The 3,337-nt window shown below is 46.4% G+C and carries 3 protein-coding genes; 2 read left to right on the top strand and 1 reads right to left on the bottom strand.

Going from position 1 to position 3,337, the window contains the following annotated elements; all coding sequences use genetic code 11:
• Positions 1 to 1,339: lysine--tRNA ligase (lysS, locus tag ACYC56_RS13565; protein WP_461374708.1), on the bottom strand; the 1,339-nt coding region annotated here is incomplete at its 3' end.
• Positions 1,340 to 1,472: 133 nt separating this feature from the next.
• Between lysS and ACYC56_RS13560 the strand changes: the two genes are divergently transcribed.
• Positions 1,473 to 2,642 carry an MFS transporter gene (locus ACYC56_RS13560; protein ID WP_461374707.1) on the top strand — a complete coding sequence of 390 codons (1,170 nt, stop codon included), beginning with the start codon at positions 1,473 to 1,475 and terminating at the stop codon, positions 2,640 to 2,642.
• A 445-nt stretch (positions 2,643 to 3,087) separates the two neighbouring features.
• The coding region (locus tag ACYC56_RS13555) for a DVU0150 family protein (RefSeq protein ID WP_461374706.1) at positions 3,088 to 3,337 on the top strand (250 nt) is incomplete at its 3' end.

Raw genomic sequence — 3,337 nt, 5'->3', positions numbered from 1 at the left:
AATCAATATCCTGGGCTTCATCATCACCTGCCTCTTTGGCCTTCATCTGATTAATAAAGCGCTCTTTTTGATCCAAGGGGTCATTGAGTTCGGTAAAACCATTGGCAATCTCACGTCCGCAGATGAACAATTCAAAACGATCAGTTATTTCCGGGTTTTCTTTACTCCTCTTGGCCAGAGGGGATACTTCTATGGGATACCCGGTGACAAAAGTAGGCTGACGTAATTTGGGTTCCACCACCTGTTCAAAAATTTTGGTCAGGGCCTTTCCCTGGCCATCGACGGATTTTAAATCCGCCCCCAGGGAACGGGCCATTTCTATAGCCCGCCCGGAATCTTCCAGGATTCCGGGGTCAATATTCCCTATCTCGACCAGGGACTGCAAAAAGGGAAGTCGTCTCCAGGGAGGGGTTAGATCAATAGACTCATCCTGGTAGCTCCAGGTTAAACTTCCCTTGAGGTTTTGGGCCAGGGAAGAAAAAAGTTCTTCGGTTAAGTTCATTAAATCCTGATAAGTGGCATAGGCCTGGTAGAATTCGATCATGGTAAATTCCGGGTTATGCTTGATGGAGATCCCTTCATTTCTAAAATTCCGGTTTATCTCAAACACCTTATCCAAACCTCCGATAACCAGGCGCTTCAAATACAGTTCCGGAGCGATCCTTAGAAATAAAGGGAGGTTAAGCGCATTATGAAAGGTCTCGAAAGGCTTTGCCGTAGCCCCGCCGGCGATGGGCTGCATCATGGGGGTCTCGACCTCTAAAAACCCTCTTTCGGTCATGAAACCCCGGATCAAATGAATCATTCGGGAGCGTAACTGAAAGATTTCCCGGACTTTGGGATTGACCAACAGGTCCAGATAGCGCTGGCGATATCGCTGTTCCACGTCTATCAGACCATGAAATTTTTCCGGTAAAGAGCGTAGGGATTTGGATAATAATTCAATTTTTTTTATTAATAAGGTCAGCTCCCCGGTTTTGGTTTTAAAAAGACTACCTTCCAGACCCAGGAAATCTCCCAAGTCGATTTTTTTAAACAGGAGAAACTGCTCCTCCCCAATTAAATCTTTTTTCAAATACCCCTGAAGACGTCCTGTCCCGTCTTGAATATGAAAAAAGATGCTTTTCCCGAAGTCCCGTTGAGTCATTAATCTCCCCGCGGTCCGGACGGTTGGTGTTGATTCATCTGGTGTGGATCCCGTCAGGGGACTAAACTGGGCATGAATTTCTTCGATTTTATGACTGATCCGGTTAAAACTGGGGTAGAGATCTACCCCGAGCGCTTTCAGTTCATCAGCCTTTTTTAACCGTTGTTGCCTTAACTGGTTTTCTTCTTCCATTGACTAAGTCCTTTAAACCCGTTACTATTATCAAAAAATCAGGGATAAGAAAATAAACATTGAATATTAAATTGTTTTCTATAATTAGTCAAGGATAAACCCTGATAAATTTTGAGGGAATGAACAACCGCCTATGGATTTTAAGATCTTATTTTTATTGAGTTTGGCTCACTTGGTTACTGATATCAATCAAGGAGCCGTTCCCGCCCTCCTGCCTTTCATGAAAGAGGCTTTGGGACTCTCTTACACCGCTGCCGGGATGGTACTCCTGGCTTCCAATTTGACCTCTTCGATTATCCAGCCGATATTCGGTTTTTTTTCGGACCGTCGCCCAAAAGTCTGGCTGATTCCCCTGGGGGTTTTAGTGGCCGGATTAGGGATCGGACTCTCCGGCTTATCTCCGAACTATGGGGTCCTTCTTTTATTGGTCGTTCTGGGAGGCTTAGGGGTGGCTGCTTTTCATCCGGAAGGATTTAAAACCGCTCACTTCTTTATCGGTCAGAATAAGGCTTCGGGCATGTCCATTTTTGCCGTTGGAGGAAACCTGGGATTTGCTTTAGGACCCTTTACCCTTGCCCTGGTGGTTTCCCATTTTTCCCTGGCTGGAACCCTCTTTTATTGTTTGCCGGGCTTCTTTATGGCCGGTTTCCTTCTCTTCCGTTTGCCTTCCTTGCGTTACCCGGTATCTCAGGAGCAAAAAGAAACAGGTTCAACCACCGCCAAATCAATCACGTCTTACGGTAAACTGACCATACTCATCCTGATTGTCACCATGAGATCCTGGATACAAATGGGGCTGGTCACATTTATTCCTTTTTATTATATCAACCACTTAAAAGGTGATCCCTTGCTGGCCGGCAAGATGGTCACCACTTTTCTGATCTCTGGCACTGTAGGCACCCTTTGGGGGGCCCGCCTGGCTGACCGCTGGGGACATAAATTCTTCCTAACCTTAACCATGCTCCTTATGATTCCCCTCCTTATACTCTTCCTTCAGGTCCAGGGATGGGGGGCCTTCGTCGTCCTGAGTCTTTCGGGATTTGTCTTAATCGCCAGTTTTTCCGTCACAGTGGTCATGGCCCAGGATCTTCTGCCCGGCAAACTGGGGGTGGCCTCGGGTTTGATGGTCGGGTTTGCCATCGGCACCGGTGGATTGGGGGTAACCCTGCTTGGTCTTGTGGCCGATAACTGGGGAGTACCGACAGCCTTGCAGACCATGATGGTCATGCCCATCATGGGGTTTTTGTTCTGCCTACTTTTACCCGCCGCTTCTTTTCATCACTCTAAAAGGTCGCAGGGGTAATCTTTCTAAGGATCAGAAATCCAGCGGGCACTAGGCCTCTTTGATCACCGGGCTCCTGCTACGGATCCCTGCCCTACCAAATGCGGGGTAGACAGAGGTTAGACCCAATACTGTTAGCTCACCCCCCCAGAACAACGAACTTGACCTATCTGAACCTGAAAAACCCATCATTTTATCTAAAACATCAAATACAAATTACGCAACGTCCCCCAGAAAGTGTCATGTTTTTTTTACACCTCCAGCCATGAAAGTTTCAATAGGCCGACATCAATGATATTGGGAATTGACGGTGTAATTGTAACTTGTTATTATAAAATAATTTTTTTATTACAGAATCTCAGAAGATTTATCCGGGCCTCTGGCATGGATATTGCGTGCTTTTTATCACAAGGAAAGAAATACCCTTGAGGTTTAATTCACCTTTAATAATCTAAGGAGGATATCAATGCAAGGAGTGTGGAAAAAATTAGTATTTCTGGCCGGGATGGGGCTTTTATTAATCCCTGAGCTTGTCCTGGCCTCGGGGGAGGCCGCTGATCTAATCGTTATTGTAGCCGATACTCGCCGATTATCGGGATGGGAGGCCTGGTGGGCTAATCTTTACAATGAAAGCCATGCCTACTTTACCGCAGTAACGGTCATAACGATTCCGGTGGTTGGGTTGATCCTTGGATTAATAGCCGATTTCGTGATGA

Source organism: Candidatus Aquicultor sp., from assembly GCF_054640775.1.
The sequence above is the reverse complement of the archived record's forward strand: the minus strand, read 5'-3'. Positions and strand labels throughout refer to the sequence as shown.

Coding starts and splice junctions, on each gene's coding strand:
- ACYC56_RS13560 (WP_461374707.1), top strand. CDS start 1,473: ATGGATTTTAAGATCTTATTTTTATTGAGTTTGGCTCACTTGGTTACT.